The following is a 19,166-nucleotide window of genomic DNA, read 5'->3' as shown; positions in this document are numbered from 1 at the left end:
CGATTGATTCAAAAAAATTGGATTCAATCTCGAAGAAATCCTAGGCGGATGCCAAAACATTGACGATAGAGTGTTACGGAGGCAAAAGGAAGAATCATGACGAAAAAGAAGGCCAAAGACAGACCTTTGACGGTAATCACCGGGGTGATCGGTAGTGACGGCCACAGCATTGGAAGTTGGCTTGTTTCACATACCCTGAGCGAGGCTGGGGTGAACGTGGTTCGGCTGGGCTCGATGGTGCAGCAAGAGGATTTTATTAAAGCCGCCGTCGAGACTGATGCGGATGCTATCCTGATCACCTCGGTTTATGGCCAGGGCTATCTGGATTGCCAGGGATTAAGGCAGAAGTGTGACGAGGCGGGCCTAAAGGACATTCTCCTCTATGTAGGAGGGCAACTGGTAGTGGGGAGTGAGGACTGGCCGAGTGTGGAGAAAAAATTCAAGGCGCTGGGAATCAATCGAGTCTATCCGCCGCGGACCTTGCCGACAGTAGCGATCGAGCATCTCAAAGAAGATTTGGGAATGGCGTGAGTGCCATATGTCGAGCTTTCTGATGTTAGGCCGAGTTATATGATGCTGCGCACAAGAAAAGGCGCCTTAAGGAGGGATACATGAGCAGCAAAGTACAGAACAAGAGATGGACTGATGGGGAATTTTTCGAGAAGCGTAAAGAAGTGCTGACTCGCTGGCCGACGGGCAAAGACTTAGAGGAACTGGACAAAGCGGTGGCGTATGGGAAGAGCCAGCCGGACACCAAGAATTTCGCCAAGAAGTTGGCAAAAGGCAAAACCTTGGGGCAGATTCTCGCCGAGCCGGGCACGGGGATAGCCAACGTGAACGAAGTGATGGCGCATATGAAATACGTTGCAGAGGCTGGGGCTGACTTCTTCCTGTTGCACACCGATTCCTATACCCGCTCGGGCAAGTATGATCTGGCGCAACGTGGGATGGAAGAAAGCGAAGCGACGGGCAGATCGCAGCTTAACGGGCTGCCGATTGTGAACGTTGGCCTCGAGAAACTTCGGAAGGTCAATGAGTCCCTCAAAATTCCCATTCGTGTCGTCGGTTCGCCGGATCAGGATACTGAGCTTAATGCCGAGATGGGCTTGGCCTCTGGCTTTTTGGCGACTCCGTCCTACACGCTGCACTGCGTCGCCCAGCATTGCAGGGATTATCCCCTGTCCAAGAGAACCCAGGTGCAGCAATACATCAATCGGCTGGCAGGGTATTACATCGAGCGTGACGTGCCCGTCGAGTTGACAATCGTCGGCTGTGTCAATGGGTGGACGCCGCCGAGTGTGTTGCTGGCGACGGTTGTTATCGACAGCATCATCGCGGCGGAGCAGGGGGGAACGCATCAGAGTGTAGGTACAGGCCTGCAACTCAATATGGTCCAGGATGTCGCGCAGCTCGGCGCGGTAACGGAACTGGTCAGCGAATATCTTGTGAAGCTCGGCTACAAGGTTGCGAAAACCCCGATACCCGCATCCAAGGACGAAGTGGTGCTGTCTCGGTGGATCTGGTCCTGGATGGGCGACTGGCCGGAGGATATCTCCCAAGCGGCTGGTATGGTCGGGCTGTGTGCCACGACTGCCGCTATGGCCAAGTGCGACTGGACTGTGGTGAAGTCGGTCCAGGAGGCTATCGGGGTGCCGGCCAAGGAAGCGAATGCCGCAGGGGTGAAAATGGCCAAGCAGATCTACCGCCTTCTGAAGAACCAGGATCTGCTGAGCGACCAAGCCGTGTTGGCTGAAAAGGAATGGATCAAGAAGGAGACGCGGGCCATTGTGGACCGGGTTCTCGAACTGGGCGACGGCGATGTGGTAGTAGGGCAGATGAAAGCCGTGGAAGAAGGCGTTCTGGACTTTCCGTTTTCCCCATACATGCCGCTGAAAGCCAAGGTCTTGGGAGCACGCGACCTCCAGGGAGCCATCCGCTATCTGCAGACCGGCAACCTGCCTTTCAGCAAGGACATCATCGAATACAACCGCGAGAAGCTTGCGGAGAGAGAGAAGGCGGAGGGCAGGAAGGTGGATCTCAATATGATTGCCGGGGATTTTTGCGTACGTTCTGAGCCGATCGGTGCGAGTGTCCTATAGATCTGGGCTCAAGTTTGGCGGCGGCGACCAAATGGACAGAACGTTCGGTCGTGTTGGTGAAGCCGAGCCGGTCGCCGCTGCATGGCTCGATGGGGTGGGCCACGGGCCCTCGGTGGTGCCGGAAACAGTCCGCGCTGATTGGAGCGAATGGGATCTGGGTCGGAGTTCAGAGTAATGCTTGCAGCCGAAGTGCGCGTAGAACTGAGCGGCGGCTTCGGGGTGCCTGGCTGAGTCGGGATGGAGAGCGATGAAGGTAATTGATTTGCAGCTTGCTTTGATGAGCAAGGAAAACGGGGCGATGATTCGCGATCCCGAGCTGCTCGCGGAGCTGAGCAGTTATTTCAAGTCACCTGATGCACTGTTGAAATCTGAAGAGGAACTGACCCAGGACTTACGACGTTATGATGTGAAAAGCGTCATCCTCGGTGGCGGATGGAAGATCCTCGGGTGGAATGACTTCGATTTGATTCGAGACAGAAATGACTATATCGGCGAACTCAAGCGGAAATACAGCGATGTCATCGCCGGGTTTTGGCTGGGCATTGATCCGGATTGGGGATGGAAAGGATTGCGCGAGTTGGAGCGGTGCATCCAGGATTTGGGCTCATATGGCATCGCTGTGGGGGGGGCTTTGACCGGTGTCCCTGCCAACGATAAGGCTTGGTATCCTTACTATGAGCTATGCATAGAAGCAAGGGTACCGGTCAAGATTTGGGTTGGGCATCTGGCTATCCGAGGAAGGGTGCCATTGTGGACGGAGAATCCCATTCCTTATGTGGATGACGTGGCCTGGAAATTCCCTAAGCTCACGATTATCTGCGCCCACCATCCTTGGCCCTTTGAGAATGAAATGGTTTCTGTGCTGATTCACCACCCGAATGTTTACAATGAGCAGCACGGCACGGCCCCCCGATATTTTGGAGAAAGGTTCCGAAAGGAAATTAATTCCAGGATTCAGGATAAAGTGATGTTTGGGTCGGACTATCCGCTCTTCAACTACGAGCTGCTTCTTCAAGATTGGGAGCGGGGCGGCTACAAGCCAGAGGTGCTCGATAAGGTATACAGGACGAACGCCTTGAGGGTTTTGGGATTGGAAACCTGAAAGGCCGCGCAAAGGCATCCCGATCCGTTTGATAGCAGTCTGTCCCCTTTTTCACGGTTAAAGCGAGAGAAGACATGAATATTTGGACTCCGAACTTTGAGAAGGATGAAAGAACGATTGGTTACCTATTGAACGACAGGGCAGCCAGGTACCCAGATAAGGTCTTCGGTTATGTCACCGGAGAAAAGATTACCTACCGGCAATTGGCGAAGCGAGTGAACCGGGTGGCCAGCGCGTTGCTTGCGCTCGGGATTAGGAAAGGTGACAACGTCAGCATAATGATGTCCAATTGTCCGGAGTATATTTACACATGGTTTGCTTTAGGGAAGATTGGCGCTGTTGAAGCGGTCATCAATACCGCTTTTAAGGGGGACACTCTCGAGTATTTCCTCAATTATGGTGGCGCCGAGCTTGTCGTGATCGACGAAGACCTTGTGGATCGGGTACACAGGATTGAGGGATCCTTAAAAAGATTGAAGAAATTGGTCATAAGAACGGTGCCTACGGAAGGAAAACTCGCGAAGAGCAGGTTCGAGACCATCCCTTACGAAAGCTTGCTTAGCCATTCTGCAGATGAACCAACGTGTAGTAAGCCGCGTTACACGGATCCGGTTGCAATTATGTACACATCTGGAACGACCGGGGCATCGAAGGGGGTCGTTTACAGCCATAACTACTGTTACGTGAATGGAGCAAATTACATAAAGAGCTTGGGGCTTACACCAAAGGACAGACTCTATAACTGTATGCCGCTCTTCCATATGAATGCCCAGTTTCTCACCATTATGGCGACGCTCATTTTAGGCGCAACCTGTGCCTTAGTCGAGAAATTCAGTCTAAGCCGCTTTTGGGCGCAAATTAGGGAGTATGATGCGACGGTGTTCAACTTTCTTGGACCGATGATCACCCTGCTTTGGAATCAACCGCAGAGAGATGACGATGCGCTGGTTCCGGCACGCATCGCTCTGGGTGTTCCGGTTCCCTCGGATCTCGAACGTCCTTTTGAGAAGCGATTCGGGCTCAAGCTTATCCAGGCGTTCGGTGCAACAGAGACCGGGCTTGTCGTGACGACACCTTTGTACGAGGAAACTCCCGTCGGGAGTTGTGGGAAGCCGCTCCCAGGTTATGACGTGCGTATCTTCGATGAGGATGACAATGAGGTCCCCTCGGGTGTTCGAGGAGAATTTGTCTTCCGCCCTTTGGAACCTTTTACGATGATGTCCGGTTATTACCAAAAGCCTGAGGCGACCGTGGAGGTAACCAGGAATCTCTGGTATCACTATGGGGATTATGGTCGAAGAGATGAGAACGGTTTTCTGTACTTTATCGATCGCAAAAAGGAATGTATGCGGCGAAGGGGTGAGAACGTTTCCGCGTCAGAGGTTGAGTCGGTCGTAAACAGGTATCCGGGGGTGCTTGAGTCCGCGGCATCCGGTGTGTGGTCCGAGATGGGCGAGGAGGATATCAAGATCTCCATCATTCTCAAGGAGGGAGCGAGCATAGACCCGCTTGAATTGCTGCGCTTCTGTGAAGAAGGTATGCCGTGGTTCGCCGTGCCGAGGTACGTGGAATTCCGGGATGATTTTCCTCGCACTCCAACGGGGAAAGTCGCGAAATATCGCCTTAAAGAAGAAGGGATTCACCTGCAGCTATGGGACAGGGAAGCAGTTGGTTATCAGGTAAAGAAACGGTGAATCCTGCCGTTCGAATAGAGGAGGTTCCAATTGAGGCTCAGCCTTCTGATTGATTTTGGAAGTACCTACACGAAGCTGGTGGCGGTCGAGCTCGACAGTGAAAAGATTCTGGCCGTTGCTCAATCTCCCAGCACTGTCGACACGAATGTCATGGACGGGTTGCACAAGGCGGCCGAGATATTGAAGAGAAAGCTGAAGCTCAAGAAAATGAACGCCGAAGTGAAGCTTGCCTGTAGCAGTGCTGCAGGAGGGTTGCGCATGGTGGCGATCGGATTGGTGACGGAACTTACAGCCGAAGCAGCAAAAAGAGCAGCCTTGGGTGCCGGTGCGAAACTGATGCGTGTTTTTTCATACAGATTGAATAAACGCGAAGTAAAAGAAATTGAGGAGATACATCCCGACATGATCCTTTTGGCCGGGGGTACGGATGGCGGTAACCAGGAAGCAATTTTGCATAATGCACGGTTGTTGGCGGAGGCGAACCTGGTTTCACCGGTTGTTGTCGCAGGTAATAAGGAGGTAGCTGACGACGTAGCGGATTTGCTGAAGTCTGCGGGTAAGCCGGCTTATATGACTGAAAACGTGATGCCTGATTTGGAGAGCATCAATGTCGAGCCTGTCCGTCAGCTGATTCGTAGCATATTTATGGAGAGGATCGTTCGGGCAAAGGGGATCGACAAAGCGCGTGATTTTGTCCACGAGATTATCATGCCTACCCCTATGGCTTCGCTGAATGCGGCCAAGCTTCTGGCTGATGGCACCAATGGCGAAGCGGGTCTGGGAGAACTCATGCTGATTGAGGTGGGGGGGGCAACCACTAATGTACACTCCATATCCAAGATGGACACACTGCCGGGTCTGATTCAGAAGGGGTTGCCGGAGCCATATTCGAAGCGAACCGTAGAGGGGGACATGGGGTTGCGCATTAACGCGGCGTCCATACTCCGTATCGTTGGTAAAGATAGAATTGCCGCCGAAGTCGGAACAGACGGTGCGACAGTGGAAAAAGCAGTCCATGCTTTGAAGACCGATATTTCGCGAGTACCGACTACAGATGAGGATTACAGGCTCGATAACGCATTGGCTGGTGCAGCTGTAGAGATCGCGGTGCAGCGGCACGCCGGGGAAATCCTGACCGTGTACACAGCTAACGGACCAATCCTGGTGCAGTACGGTAAGAATCTGAGCGAAATAAAAACCATTATCGGCACAGGGGGCGTGTTCGCTTACGGACGTGAGCCACGGAAAATATTGGAGAGGGCGCTTGAAACGTCTGATGTAAAGTATACTTTGCGGCCGAGACGGGCCGTATTCTATGTCGATCGGGAGTATATCATCTTTGCAATGGGTCTGCTTAGCCAACGCTATCCAGACAAGGCCCTTAGGATTATGAAAAACTGTCTGACATGTGTATAAACCCGGTGACTTGGGGCCAGAGGTAAGTGTGCCGCTGACGCGGGGTTGCTCAAAAAATGGGAGAACTAGTATGGGAATGGCGTTGGAAGGAATCAAAATTCTCGACCTATCTCGAATGCCGCCAGGTTTATTTGCGAGCATGATGCTTGGTGATCTGGGTGCTTCGGTTTTGAAGATTGATTCTTTTGATTCTGAAAGTGGAGGCGCAGACAAAAAGGACTCTATGGCTTTGGAGAAGGAACGGAGAGAGGCTGCCTACGATTCGCTTAACCGAAACAAAAAAAGTATCGCCCTCAACCTAAAAAGCGATGCAGGGCGTGAAATATTTTTTCGGTTGTGTGAAACGGCGGACGTTATTCTTGAAGGCTTCAGACCGGGAGTCGTCCAGAGGTTGGGAGTCGACTACGAAACCGCAAGAAAACTGAACCCTAGGATCGTTTACTGTGCGATATCAGGTTATGGGCAGGACGGTCCCTATCGTCTTCTGCCGGGGCATGATTTGAACTACATCGGAATTGCCGGGGCGCTCGATACGTTTGGTAAGCCTGGATGTGCTCCTGTCCCTCCGATGAACCTTGTCGGCGACTATGCGGGAGGCTCCCTGCATGCTGTGATCGGCATCCTGGCGGCCCTTTCGGCAAGGCAGGCGACGGGCAGGGGACAGTATGTCGACATCTCCATCGCGGATGGCGCCGCCCAACTCCTGGCAGCTTTCTCCCGGGCCTATTTTCGGGAGGGTTTAGTGCCTGACAGAGGGATGGCCAGGGCCAATGCCAATGATCCCGATTACACCATCTACCAGACCGGGGACGGGGGGTACATCACCCTGGGTTGTATCGAGCCGGTGTTTTGGGCGAACCTTTGTCGCGAGATTGGAAGGGAGGATTTCATCCCTGATCAAATGGCCAGGGGCACTAGGCGCGAAGAGATATCGACGTTCCTGAGGGAACTCTTTTTGACGAAGACGAGGGACGAGTGGTTCGATCAGATGTGGCAGAAGAACGTGCCGATCGGCAAAATCAACAACTTCAGCGAGGCCGTCGAGGATCCGCAGATGAAGGCTCGTAAAATGGTAGTGGAGATCGATGACCCTCGTCTTGGCGCGGTAAAGCAGATCGGCATAGCGATCAAGCTATCCGATACTCCCGGCAAGGTCAGAACGGTTGGACCGATCATTGGCCAGCATACCGACGAGGTCTTGTTGGGGTTGGGTTATAGCGAGCACGAGGTGGCGTCATTGCGCAAGGCCGGCGCTGTTGGATAACTACAAAAGACTTGAGAGGAAAGAAATGGCCGTAGAATTTGGTCTAACCGCGGAGCATGAGGAACTGCGCAATGCAGCGCGAAAATTTGCATTGAAGGAGCTTGCCCCAGGAGCGAAAGAGCGGGCACGCGAAAATAGAATTCCGGCCTGGATGTTCAAGAAGATGGCTGAACTAGGATACATCGGCATGACGGCGGATCCCCAGTATGGAGGTGTGGGGATGGATATGACGTCAGCCGGCGTTGTAATTGAGGAACTTGGTCGCTACGACGTAGCTGCAGCGCATGTGGTCATCACGCCGACGCAGTTCGCTCTGCTACTTGGCGCCGGAACCGAAGAACAGAGGCAGAGATGGATACCGCCTCTGTGTGAGGGAAAGGCGATTTATTCGATAGGCCTGACGGAACCGGGCTGCGGAACGGACGTATCGGGTATCAGGACCAAGGCTGTGCGCGATGGGGATTCTTACGTTATCACCGGTGAAAAGACACCGGCGACGCGGGCGATGCAGGCTGACGGCGTCTTCGTGTTCGCCCGGACAGGTTCCGAGCCTGGGGCGAGGGGGATCAGTTGCATTTACGTGCCTCTAGATGCGCCTGGTGTGTCGCGGTCGGAGATGCCGTATGCGGGGATGATCCAACTGAATTGCGCCACGCTCTTCTTTGATTCCGTGCGGGTGCCGGTGGACTATCGCATAGGCGAAGAGGGCAAAGGGCTTAAGATGATTATGCAGCGATTCGATGTTCTTCGCGTATTACTGTGTCTTGTTGCCTTGGCGCAAGCTCAGATCTCGTTGGAGGAGGTGACGGATTACCTAAAGCAAAGATATGCCTTTGGACAGCCGATTGCGAAGAACGAAGCGATTTCCTTCCGTATTGCAGAGTCGGCTACCAAGCTCGATGCGGCGCGGTTGGCTTGTTACCGAACATTGTGGATGTGTGACCAAGGTTTGAAGCACAGCAAGGAGTCGGCCATGTGTAAGTGGTTTGCTCCGCAGATAGCATTCGAGGTGATTCAGGGGTGCATAACGATGATGGGGCATCTTGGTTATAGCACCGAGGCACCGTTCGTACAGCGAATGCTGGATGTGCTGGGCTACCAGATTGGGGATGGCACGGCCGAGGCGCAGAAGCTTACCATCGTACGGGAAATACTGGGACGTGAGTTTTTACCTTACACGTGAGAGATGATTGCAGATCGGGCGAGTTCCGGCATTATGGGCGCCCGGCGAGCGAACTTAAGCCGGACGTTCATTAACATCCTATTGAAGGGAGGCAAGGACATGGATTTGGGGTTGCGAGACAAGGTAGGAATTGTGACAGGTGCCGGCTGGGGCATCGGCAAGGCGGTTGCTGTGGGCTTGGCGGAGGAAGGGGCTAAGGTGGTGATCGCTGACCTCGATGAAAAGCGCGGGGCCGCTGCTGCGGAGGAGATCAAGAGCAAGGGCGGTCAGGCGCTTTTCGTCAAAACCGATGTGACGAGTTGGGAAAACGTGGAGCAGTTGGTGTCTGCGACATTGAAAGAATTCGGGCAGATCGACATTCTTGTAAACAATGCCGGCGCATGGACCATTGACTTCTTCGCACGGATTCCACGGGAGAAGTGGGCTGTGGACATCGGCGTCAATTACTACGGAACGTTGAACACTTGCAAGGCTGTAATAGACCATATGATCTCGCGGAAGACCGGGTGCATTGTGAACGTTGGATCCGATGCGGGCCGTGTAGGCGAGCCGAACCAGCCGGTTTACTCCGGTGCGAAAGCGGCGGTCATCGGATTTTCGCGGGCGCTGGCGAAGGATGTTGGCCGGCATAACATCAGGGTCAATGCGGTTTGCCCGTCACTGACGGTGGGAGAGCGTAGGCTCGAGATGGAAGAAAAAATGAAGCAGGAAAATCCTGAGGCGTATGCCAAGTATGAGGAACAACAAGCGAAAGTAGTAAAGCTTTATCCCCTGCGAAAAGTGGGGAAGCCCGAAGATTTGGCCAACATGATCGTCTTTGTCGCCTCGGAACTCAGAGCCGGGCATTTGACAGGGCAGACCATCAGCGTCAACGGCGGGTATTGCATGCTCTAGTCGCTGGAACAAAACACTGAAGTCATGGAACGGAGGGAAAAGAGAAATGGTGGATCTGAAAGCATTCCCGTCGATCGACATGTCGGTACCCCTGCGTTATTGCAGAGGAGAATATACGAAGGCCCCCTTTGAGTTTTACGAATTCAAGGTGATGGCGAAAACCACGTTCGCGGGAGTAGCTAGGAAGCAAGGCTTGCAGCCCGGTGAAGAGTGGAAGGTCCTGGCGGCTACGAACCGGAAGGGTCCGGAGGACATGGTCGCTGAGATGGATGAAATCGGCGTGGAGCATTGCGTCATGCCAGCAATAAAGGTCTGGTCACAGCACGATCATGGGCTCATGATGAATTACCCGGTCGAGGCCATTGCCGAGTTGGTAAAGATCACCAAGGGGAGAGTGGTCGGAGGCTGCGGCTACAACCCGTTCCGGATCCAGGAGAGCCTTGAGGAGATTGAAAGGGCGGTGAAGGAGTACGGCTTCAAGTATGCTTGGTTCCATCCAATCAGTTTTGGCTTGCGGCCAGATGACAGAAAGTGCTACCCGCTTTACGCAAAGTGCTTGGAACTGGGCATACCGGTCGGCTACCAGAGTGGGCACTCTGCAGAAGTTGTGACGAGTGAGCCGGGTCATCCGATGTATGCGGATCGGGTGGCGATTGACTTTCCTGAGTTAACCCTGGTGCTCACTCATACGGGTTGGCCATGGGTGGACGAGTGGATGTCCATGCTGTGGCGGCACCCGAATGTTTACGGTGCAATCAACGCCTATTTCCCATCAGCGATAGAGCAGTCCCAAGTCCGTTTTTTCGACAGCCTGAGGGGCCGACATAAAGTCATCTGCGGCTCTCACGGATTTGGCATGACGCGGTTCAAGAAAGAATTTCTGGAACTGCCGATTGACGATAAGACAAAAAAGGCGGTCCTGTACGACAACGCAAAGAAGGTCTTCAAACTGTAGTTCCGTAGATATGGTCAGAGAGAGGGAAGCCATAGTGGAAGGTGCGTTGACAGGGATAAGGGTGCTGGACATGGGGAGGTTTTTGGCCGCCCCATGGGCCGGCGTCCTGATGGCGGAACTGGGTGCCGAGGTGATTCGTCTGGAGAGACCGGGCGGTGAGAGTGACAGGTTTCTCGGGCTTACCGCCCTGGACGGCCAGGGTATGAGCTTTCACATCGCGAACCTGAACAAAAAGGCCATCACTTTGGATATCCGGCAGCCCAAGGGGAAGGAGATATTGCGGAAGCTGGTCCAAGTTTCCGACATCGTCCTGGAGAATTTCAGCCCTGGCGGTGCCGAGATGATGGGGATTAATTACGATGTTCTTAAAGAGATGAGACCCGACATCATTTATGTCTCGGTGTCTGGTTTTGGCAACAGCGGTCCCTATTCGCAGCGCCTGGCCTTTGATCCGATCGTAAAGGCCATGTGTGGTACGATGAGCATCACCGGGTACCCAGGGACGCCGCCGACGCGGGATGGCTCGCCTTGGGTGGACTTCGTGACGCCGACCAATGCTGCGGTAGGTGCCTTGGCGGCGCTGCACTACCGGGACAAGACCGGCGATGGCCAAATGGTCGAAGTCGCCATGATCGATTCGGCACTGGCGGTTGCCTGTAGGGTCTTCGTGGATTACATGGTGAGGGGTATTGTTCGGCAGCAGATGGGCAACCAGAGTCCCTACGCCAGCCAGAACGCTTACCAGACCAAGGATGGTTGGATGTTCATTGGTACTGTGCAGGCGATCTGGAAGCGTTTCTGCCGCATGATAGATCGAGAGGATATGATATCCGACCCGCGTTTCGAGACCGATGACCTTCGCTTCCAAAACCGCGCCGAACTCGACCCGATAATCCAGGAGTGGATGAGCAGCAGGACGAATGCGGAACTCCAGCCGATGTTTGAAAAGGCAAGGATTCCGCATGGGCGGGTCTACAACGGTGCGGAGGTTGCAGCCGATCCGCATTTCCGGGCGCGGGAAATGATCGTTGAGCTTGACTATGCAGGCGGTCAGTTCCCAGACAAGAAACTGGCAGCTCCAGGGGTGCCGATCAAATTATCGAAGACTCCTGGCAAGGTTGAATCGGCCGCACCCGTGGTCGGGCAGAACAATGAGGAGATTTATTGTGGCTTGCTCGGCTATTCGAAAGCTGAAGTGGGTGAGCTGCAAGCTGAAGGAATCATTTAACTTCGTTTAACAGAAGGATAAGAAAAATGGCAAAAAATGTTGGCGATGCTCGCATCACCGCTGAAGGTTTGGCCGAGCTGCGGAGTCGGATAGGCGTGGAGCGGCCTTGTTTCGCCTGGAACGAGGAAGCATCGAAAGACGCGATTTGGCATTTCGCCGAAGGGGTGGGCGACGACAATCCTCTATGGCGTGACGAGGAATACGCCAAGAATAGTCGCTGGGGAGGCATCATCGCGCCCCCGCATTTTCTGCATTCTTGTGTGATGCCCTTAGGGGGAGCGCCTGGCGGCGGCCTGCCCGGCGTGTTTTGTATGTGGGCGCAGGATCGGTGGGAGTGGTATCAGCCGATACGGGTCGGTGACCGGATCAAAGGCAGCGGAAAGCTCGACTCGGTGGAGGAGAAGGAAGGCCGCTTTTCCGGAAAGATGGTTGAACAGACTCTGCTCAACACCTTCGTGAATCAGCGCGGCGAGGTTGTAGCCAGGTACTGGAATACCGGCCTGCGCTTCGAAAGGGTCGCCGCGCGCGAAAAGAAGAAATACGAACATGTAGCCTCGATTTTCAAGTATACAGACGAGGAGATGCGGGCTATTACCGAGGCGTATCGCAAGGAGAAACGGCGCGGTGGCGAACCGAGGTACTGGCAGGATACAAAGGTAGGAGATGAGTTGTCTCCTATCGTCAAAGGGCCCCTGACGGTGACCAGCATGGTCACGTGGCTAATGGGTTGGGGGTCGCCACTGTGCAAGACTGATCGTATTGCGCACCTTTATATGGACTCGCATCCTGGGGCCAGGATAGTAGACCCGGATACAAATGTACCGGATCTGCCTGAGTGTTCACATTGGAATGAGAAGCTGGCAAGACATAGCGGTTTGCCTGGTTTGTACGATATCGGTGCCCAACGGGTTTCGTGGTGCGGTCATCTCATGACCGACTGGATGGGGGACGACGGCTTCCTGAAGGGGATCACGGTTCAGCTGCGCAGCCCCAATCTGGTCGGCGACACAACCTGGCTTAAAGGCAGGGTCACGGGAAAGCGCATAGAGGGCGATGAATACCTTGTTGAATGCGAACTATGGGGCGAAAATCAGAAGGGCGAAATGACGACTCGCGGCACGGCTCTGGTGGCTTTACCTTCGAAATGATTGCAATCTGGGTAAAGATCTGGGGGCGGGTGTTCGCTCTGCACTGCGAAAAGGATGGATATTGAATGTTTGAGGAAATGATCGTTTTGGAAATTGCCGATGCCTGGTCGGGGCCCACAGGCGGGTTGTTGCTGTCCGACTTCGGCGCGCAGGTGATCAAGCTGGAGCCACCTGTCTGGAAGCGTCCTTTGGAGGTTCGCGCTGCGCGCAGAGACGACCCGGTGTTTTTGGCCGCCAATCGGGGCAAAAAGAGCGTGGGTCTCGATGTGACGCTGCCCCAAGGCAAGCGGATATTCGAGGATTTCGTGCGTAAGTCAGACGTATTATTGACAAATAGCCCGCCTTCCGTATACAAGAAGCTGGGGTTTGATTACGAAACGCTGAGCCAGGTCAATCCCCGCGTTATCTGCTGCAATATCAGTGGATATGGCTTGGTAGGGGATGGTGTGGAGCGGCCAGCCTACGACATGGCCATTCAGGCAGTGTCCGGAGTGATGAGTGTCACAGCAGGCGAGGGCAAAATTCCGATTCCCGCCGGCATCCTAGTGGCTGATGAGAGAGGCGGAATCATGGCGGCGCTCGGGATACTGGCGGCTTATATCTCCCGGCTCAAGGACGGTAAGGGGCGGCAGGTGGATGTCTCGATGGTCAATAACCTCTTGTTCAGTTATTCTCGCGAGGTCGTCGATTACTACATGCGAGGCAAAACGGGGCGGGTCCTGCCTTACGAGCAAACGCGAAAGCGGGCCGATTACCGAGCCTATGAAACGGCGGATAGCTATATAGCTATCACGGCCGGGAGAGGTCAGGATAAATGGCAGGCGCTCTGCAAGGTGCTGGGTGTTCCAGAGATGGGCTTCGATCAGCGTTTCGATTCTTATGAGAAGAGGATAACGCCGGAAATCAGGATGGAAGCGGAGCGGATCCTGGAGCCGCTCTTCCGAGGCAGAAAGACCGGGGAATGGCTGCAGTTGCTTTCGGCGGTCGGCATTCCCTGCGCCAGAGTGAACAGCATGCACGATGCCGTGATGGACGCTGCGAAGACGGGCATGATCGTCAAGGTCCAATCGCCGGCTGGCGGCGTATTTGAAAGCATGGGAAGCCCGTTGAACCCGGGTATCAAAGAAACTTTGGCAGCGCCGCCTCGATTTGGGCAGCACACGAAAGAGCTTCTGGGTGGGCTGCTCGGCTACAGCGAGAAGCAGATCGATATGTTGGCTGGAGAGCGGGCAATTGTCGTCGAATCCTGAAAAGATGGCAACGATGGCGTTGTTGGTTGAAAGATACGCAGGTTAAGGAGATACGATGAACAATTGGCGTGATGATTACGAAGGGAGATTTATCTCGGCTGAAGCTGCGGCCGCTATGGTGAAATCAGGCGACAGGGTTGCCTTTACGTCGGGTAGGGAGGCTTTTGCAGTTGGTCTGGCGCTTGCCGCGCGTATTGGGGATTTAAGTGATGTCCGTGTCCTGGTACCCTCCCCGACATTTGATTTCGGTTGGTACGACGAAGGATGGCAAGAGTCGTTCGATATTATTGTTCGGGCTCCGACGGCCACATGTCAGGAAGCGGTGGATGCCCGCCGGGTTGACGTCGATCCGGGAACGATGATTCCCTTTGTAGAACTTGCCGGGGCTGCTGCCGCTGATGTGGTTATTACGGAGATCTCAACTCCTGACGAGAATGGTTTTAGCAGTTTTGGATCATCGCTGTGGGCCAAGAAGAGGCAGGTCGAAAACGCCAAACTGACGATCGCTGAGGTTAACGAGAATTTGATTCGGACCTATGGCGATAATTATATTCACGTCTCGGAAATCGATTACTTCGTGGAGCATGTCTCCAGTGGCGGCGGTGGAAGGACCGGGTCACTGGCAGGGAGGGAGTTGAAGGACCCGGAGCCTTGGCTCAAGGATATCGCCGGATACGTCGGGCAGTTGATCAAGGACGGTGACACCCTGCAGATTGGGGTGGGCAGAACGACGGAGCCGCTGGTGGAGTTGGGGATGCTTGAGGGTAGGCAAGACCTGGGATGGCATTCAGAGGCGACTCCGCCCGGTATTATATCGCTAATACGGCAAGGAGTGATAAACGGCAGCCGCAAGACACTTCATCCAGGCAAGGCGGTTGTTACGTCCATCGGAGGCAGCAGCCGGGAAGAGATGGCGTGGGTGAACAATAATCCCCAAGTCATGTTGGTGGACGTCGCTTATTTGGAGGATCTCAGGGTCATTGCTGCTCATGACAATATGGTTGCCATCAACAATGCTTTGATGATCGATCTTACCGGGCAACTTTGCTGTGAGACTTTGGGCCACCGTCAAATGGCAACCGCGGGTGGCCAGATTGCTTTTGTTTTTGGCAGTTGGCTTTCAAAGGGTGGGCGATCTATTACAGTGCTACCTTCCACCGCAAAGAATGGCTCCGTATCCCGGATTGTTCCTACGTTGCCCGAGGGTTCTGTGGTAACGATCCAGCGCAATTGCGTGGACTATGTTGTTACAGAATATGGCGTTGCTCAACTCAAAGGTAAGACACGTAGAGAACGAGCGGAAGCGCTCATTGAGATCGCCCACCCGGAATTCCGGAAACAATTAACGCAGAAGGCAAGGGAGTTTTACTGGCCATAGACCTCCGGCTTTGAGATGAAAAACGTTGTTTTGTAAGTAATCCGTTTTTGAGCAGGGAATAGTGACAGATCATAATGAAGGAGGAAAAATCGTGGCGGCAGTGAATATTGACAGGATTGGCAAAACGGCCGTCGTCACAATCAATCGGCCGGAGGCAAGCAATGCTTTGAACATCGACGTTTGGACAGGTTTGGCGGATGCGTGGGATTTGGCGCGTGAGGACGACGACATTTGGACGGTTGTGGTTACTGGAGCTGGAACCAAAGCCTTTTGCGCCGGGGCTGACTTGAAGGAAACGACGCAAAGAAAGCTGCAATCAGAAAAGGAGGGGCGTCCATTCACTTCGGCGATGCCGCTGAGGACCCCGATGCGGGGCATCGATATGCCAAAACCGGTGATTGCGGCTATTAATGGCGTTGCGGCCGGGGGAGGTATGGAACTGGCGTTGGCATGTGATATTCGCATCGCCGCGGACCATGTGCGCATGGGTTTGCCTGAGGTTAAACGAGGACTCATTTCTGCTGCGGGAGGATGCGTGCGACTGCCGCGCTTGATCCCGTTCGGTTTGGCCATTCAAATGGTCTGTACCGGCGAGTTCGTTTCTGCTCAAGAAGCATATCGCATTGGGTTGGTGAACCAGGTTGTCTCGGGAGATGTTTTGATGGAAACGGCTATGACGCTTGCAGAAAAGATAAACGAAAATGCTCCGCTGGCCGTAAGGGCTGCAAAGGAGGGGGCGACATCGAGTTTGCAGATTCCGCTTTCGGAGGCGTTGAAGTTTGAAACCCTTTTATTGAGCAGAGTGCGGCAAAGTGAGGACTCCTGGGAAGGCCCGAAGGCCTTTGCGGAAAAGAGAAAGCCCGTGTATAAGGGTAGGTAATTATAAGACCTGTTAAGGAGCCATTGTAGAAAAGTGAGTAAAATGAGGTGAGCAAATGAATGAACGGAAAACGGAAACTGTCCAGGAGGATCAAAAAAAGGTCATAGCAGTCGGCACGCGTCTTATTTGTGCAAAGTGCGGTGCCGAGTTTATTGTAACCCGCAGTGGCGTTGGGGAGCCTCGATGTTGTGGTGAACCTCTTGCGCCAAAGAAGTGATAAGGGACGCAAATTCAAAGAAAGGAATGGCTATGAACCAGCTCGGTAAACGTTATCGGTGCGAAGTATGCGGGATAGAGATTCTGTGCACCAAAGCCGGTAATGGAACGGTTGAATGTTGTGGTAAAGAAATGAAGGCTCAGGAGCCTAAACCGTTACCATCAACCGATTGAGTCCACGTCGATACTCGTGTGGAGTGAATAGCCTTGACAGGGTTCAAAAAAAGTGTTGGCTTTTGCACTGATTTTGTTGGTTTATCCGGCAAACGGGATTTAAGGCTTTGATCGGAGCGATAGCAGATACCAGCATGGCGCTACTGCAACGTTTGCGTATGATAAAAGAAAAAAGCCCTCGAAGCTGCTCGCAGCCGGATGATGGCATCAAGAGTGTTCCGAAACGGTTCCCGTCCGGAGGAATGCAGATGGCGCAGGGTTAATAAGTGAAGCCTCGCCGAGGAAGGTTATTAGAGTGCGGCTTTCCTCAAGGCGCAATGTTTGCTCAGGACCGGTGCTGATCAGAAAATTGAGGAACTGCAGATATGAACACGACTGACTTTTTGCAGATTGCAGTTGCGATCTGCCCCGAGAGGGACTGTGTGCTCTTTGAGGGCAAGCGATATACGTACGCTCAGGTGAACGACCGAGTAAACCAGCTTGCAGGTGCTCTCGAGCGCATGGGAGTGCGGAAGGGGGACCGAGTTGGAATCCTCAGCGTGAATTGCAACCAGTTTGTCGAGGCATACTTTGCCACGGCAAAACTTGGCGGGATCTTCGTGCCTTTGAACTACCGGGCCAAGGCGGAAGAGCTGAGATACATGCTCGAATGCGCGGGGATTGAGGTCCTCTTCGTTGGTGAGCGGTATCTTGACCTGATACGTTCAATCCAGCGCGACTTGCCCAAAGTGCGGCGCCTCGTCTCTATCGAAGGCGGTGGCGAAGATTGTTATGAGGCGTTACTACAGAGCGAGAGTACTGCGGAACGAGCATCTGATGCGGACGAAGAGGACACCACGATCCTCCTCTTCACATCGGGCACCACAGGCCGGCCTAAGGCGGTCCCTTTGCGCCATTCCGCCTTCGTGGAATATGCGCTGGAGAACGTTGAACCCGCGAACCCCGACTTGGAAGAGCGCAACGTTCTTTCTGTGCCCCTTTATCATGTGGCGGGAATTCAGGGTATGTTGCCTGCTATCTATGGTGGGAGGACGCTGGTTATGATGAGGCAGTTCGAACTGGAGGAATGGTTGGAGACGGTCCAAAGGGAGAGGGCGACGCGCGCTATGCTTGTTCCCACAATGCTGAAGTGGATCGTTGAGAATCCAGAGTTTGACCGGTATGACCTCTCGAGCCTCCAAGTCGTGACTTATGGTGCTGCGCCTATGCCTTTCGAGGTGATTCGGAAGGCCATCGACCTGCTGCCCCACGTAAACTTCTTCAACGGCTACGGGCAGACCGAGAGTGGAGCGACCCTGACCACTTTGGGGCCCGAAGACCATCGGCTGACGGGGAGCGAAGAGGAACGGGAGAAGAAGCTTAAGAGGCTGCAGTCATCCATAGGGAAGCCCTTGCCGGATGTTCAAATTCGGGTCGTGGGAGAGGAGGGGGAGATTCTGGGACCCGGTGTTTCTGGCGAGATTCAAGCCAAGGGGCGGCGGATTATGAAAGGGTATTGGGAGGATGCAGAGAAGACCGCGCAGACCCTGACCGAAGACGGTTGGCTCCGGACCGGTGACGTCGGATATGTCGATGAGGATGGATACGTTTTCTTGACCGGGCGTATGGACGATTTGATCAACCGTGGAGGTGAGAACATCTCACCGGCGGAGATTGAAGAGGTGATCAACGGCCATCCCAAAGTCAAGGAGTGCTGCGTGATCGGTGTGCCCGATGCGGAATTTGGACAGCAGCCCTTCGCCTACTGCGTGCTCAAGGAGGGATTGACGGCTTCACCTGAAGAGGTTATTGAGTTTTGCCGGGACCGGCTAGCAACTTTCAAGCGACCAAGAGGGATTGCCTTCATCTCCGATCTTCCCCGGAACCAGGTCGGAAAGATCCTGCGAAAAGATCTCAGGGCCAAGTACATGCGGCAAGGCTAACCGCATTAACTTGAGCGACTGCTTGTTCAGGGTTATGAAAAATTGTTTTTGCGCTTGGGGTCCTTTGTGCTTGGCATTGGTTACCGCCCTGGATACTATGCCGGCGATGACGTTCGGCCTATTAGCGTGGATCCCCATATGGCAATTTCCTCTAACCTTTTGGAACAGGGTGTTTTTGTTGAGAGCGTAGCCAGCCACTATAGGTTATGCATTATGGGAATGTTGGAAAACATCAATATCACATTCAAATCTTGGCGGTAGTTCTGAGGATTCAACTCAGTGAAACAGGTACAAATGGCCATATTTTCAGAAGAAGAAATTCATGCAATGTTTTACAGAGTTGTAGCTATTTGAGATTGTAAC

General features: G+C 53.8%; 16 protein-coding genes. All 16 read left to right on the top strand.

Annotated elements, in window-relative coordinates:
- Nucleotides 1-96 precede the first annotated feature (96 nt).
- The 16 genes from glmS to ACZ500_RS16820 all read left to right on the top strand — a co-directional run bounded on the left by glmS (nt 97) and on the right by ACZ500_RS16820 (nt 18,803).
- The gene (glmS, locus tag ACZ500_RS16895) at nt 97-531 is read left to right on the top strand and encodes a methylaspartate mutase subunit S (protein WP_464228568.1); all 435 of its coding nucleotides are present in this window, start codon (nt 97-99) and stop codon (nt 529-531) included.
- A gap of 80 nt (nt 532-611) precedes the next feature.
- Nucleotides 612-2,099, top strand: coding sequence for a methylaspartate mutase subunit E (locus ACZ500_RS16890; protein ID WP_464228567.1), 1,488 nt, complete (start codon nt 612-614; stop codon nt 2,097-2,099).
- A gap of 247 nt (nt 2,100-2,346) precedes the next feature.
- Nucleotides 2,347-3,201, top strand: coding sequence for an amidohydrolase family protein (locus ACZ500_RS16885; protein WP_464228566.1), 855 nt, complete (start codon nt 2,347-2,349; stop codon nt 3,199-3,201).
- 74 nt (nt 3,202-3,275) lie between these two features.
- A complete protein-coding gene (locus ACZ500_RS16880) occupies nt 3,276-4,895 on the top strand; it encodes an ATP-dependent acyl-CoA ligase (protein WP_464228565.1) in 1,620 nt (539 codons plus the stop codon).
- A 30-nt stretch (nt 4,896-4,925) separates the two neighbouring features.
- Entirely contained in the window at nt 4,926-6,311 is a 1,386-nt protein-coding gene (gene glmL / locus ACZ500_RS16875) for a methylaspartate mutase accessory protein GlmL (RefSeq protein WP_464228564.1), read from the top strand.
- Nucleotides 6,312-6,339: 28 nt separating this feature from the next.
- Complete coding sequence (locus ACZ500_RS16870) at nt 6,340-7,575, top strand: CaiB/BaiF CoA transferase family protein (protein ID WP_464228563.1); 1,236 nt, start codon at nt 6,340-6,342, stop codon at nt 7,573-7,575.
- A 25-nt stretch (nt 7,576-7,600) separates the two neighbouring features.
- Entirely contained in the window at nt 7,601-8,758 is a 1,158-nt protein-coding gene (locus ACZ500_RS16865; RefSeq protein WP_464228562.1) for an acyl-CoA dehydrogenase family protein, read from the top strand.
- A 99-nt stretch (nt 8,759-8,857) separates the two neighbouring features.
- Nucleotides 8,858-9,652 carry an SDR family NAD(P)-dependent oxidoreductase gene (locus ACZ500_RS16860; RefSeq protein ID WP_464228561.1) on the top strand — a complete coding sequence of 265 codons (795 nt, stop codon included), beginning with the start codon at nt 8,858-8,860 and terminating at the stop codon, nt 9,650-9,652.
- A 46-nt stretch (nt 9,653-9,698) separates the two neighbouring features.
- Nucleotides 9,699-10,607, top strand: coding sequence for an amidohydrolase family protein (locus tag ACZ500_RS16855; protein WP_464228560.1), 909 nt, complete (start codon nt 9,699-9,701; stop codon nt 10,605-10,607).
- 10 nt (nt 10,608-10,617) lie between these two features.
- Complete coding sequence (locus ACZ500_RS16850; RefSeq protein WP_464228559.1) at nt 10,618-11,835, top strand: CaiB/BaiF CoA transferase family protein; 1,218 nt, start codon at nt 10,618-10,620, stop codon at nt 11,833-11,835.
- A 26-nt stretch (nt 11,836-11,861) separates the two neighbouring features.
- Nucleotides 11,862-12,983: an FAS1-like dehydratase domain-containing protein gene (locus tag ACZ500_RS16845; RefSeq protein ID WP_464228558.1), complete on the top strand. Its 1,122-nt coding sequence runs from the start codon at nt 11,862-11,864 to the stop codon at nt 12,981-12,983.
- Between the two features lie 65 nt (nt 12,984-13,048).
- Entirely contained in the window at nt 13,049-14,233 is a 1,185-nt protein-coding gene (locus tag ACZ500_RS16840; RefSeq protein ID WP_464228557.1) for a CaiB/BaiF CoA transferase family protein, read from the top strand.
- A gap of 55 nt (nt 14,234-14,288) precedes the next feature.
- The gene (locus ACZ500_RS16835; RefSeq protein WP_464228556.1) at nt 14,289-15,611 is read left to right on the top strand and encodes an acetyl-CoA hydrolase/transferase family protein; all 1,323 of its coding nucleotides are present in this window, start codon (nt 14,289-14,291) and stop codon (nt 15,609-15,611) included.
- Nucleotides 15,612-15,702: 91 nt separating this feature from the next.
- Nucleotides 15,703-16,491, top strand: coding sequence for an enoyl-CoA hydratase/isomerase family protein (locus ACZ500_RS16830; RefSeq protein WP_464228555.1), 789 nt, complete (start codon nt 15,703-15,705; stop codon nt 16,489-16,491).
- Nucleotides 16,492-16,734: 243 nt separating this feature from the next.
- Nucleotides 16,735-16,881, top strand: a complete 147-nt coding sequence (locus tag ACZ500_RS16825; RefSeq protein WP_464228554.1) for a desulfoferrodoxin FeS4 iron-binding domain-containing protein — start codon at nt 16,735-16,737, stop codon at nt 16,879-16,881.
- Nucleotides 16,882-17,246: 365 nt separating this feature from the next.
- Nucleotides 17,247-18,803, top strand: coding sequence for a class I adenylate-forming enzyme family protein (locus tag ACZ500_RS16820; RefSeq protein WP_464228553.1), 1,557 nt, complete (start codon nt 17,247-17,249; stop codon nt 18,801-18,803).
- Nucleotides 18,804-19,166 lie beyond the last annotated feature (363 nt).

It is taken from the genome of Desulfatiglans parachlorophenolica (assembly GCF_055394735.1).
Note: the sequence above shows the minus strand (reverse complement) of the source record. Positions and strands in the feature narration are given on the sequence as shown.